At 47.7% G+C, this 241-nt stretch carries 1 pseudogene; it reads left to right on the top strand.

The annotated features are described in order from the left end of the window. Positions 1 to 22: 22 nt before the first annotated feature. Positions 23 to 241: pseudogene (locus HMPREF2728_RS08675) on the top strand (hypothetical protein); the annotation flags it as partial.

Below are 241 nucleotides of genomic sequence, written 5' to 3'. Positions count from 1 at the left end.
AACATCAGATGCAAGCGATCCAATGGTAGCAACTAAAGATCCAGCAATCACCCCAGTAGTGAACCCATCAGCTCTTACAGATGCTGAAAAAGCTAAGGTAGCCGACGAAGTTAAGAAAGCTAACCCAACAGCAAGTAAGGTAGAAGTAGGAAACGACGGCACAGCCACAGTAACCTTCCCAGATGGTTCAGTGGCAGTCTTGACCCCAGCGAAGACAGTTAAAGAAGCTGACTCAAACGGC

Source organism: Streptococcus sp. HMSC061D10 (assembly GCF_001808865.1).
Lineage (GTDB): Bacteria > Bacillota > Bacilli > Lactobacillales > Streptococcaceae > Streptococcus.
Note: the sequence above shows the minus strand (reverse complement) of the source record. Positions and strands in the feature narration are given on the sequence as shown.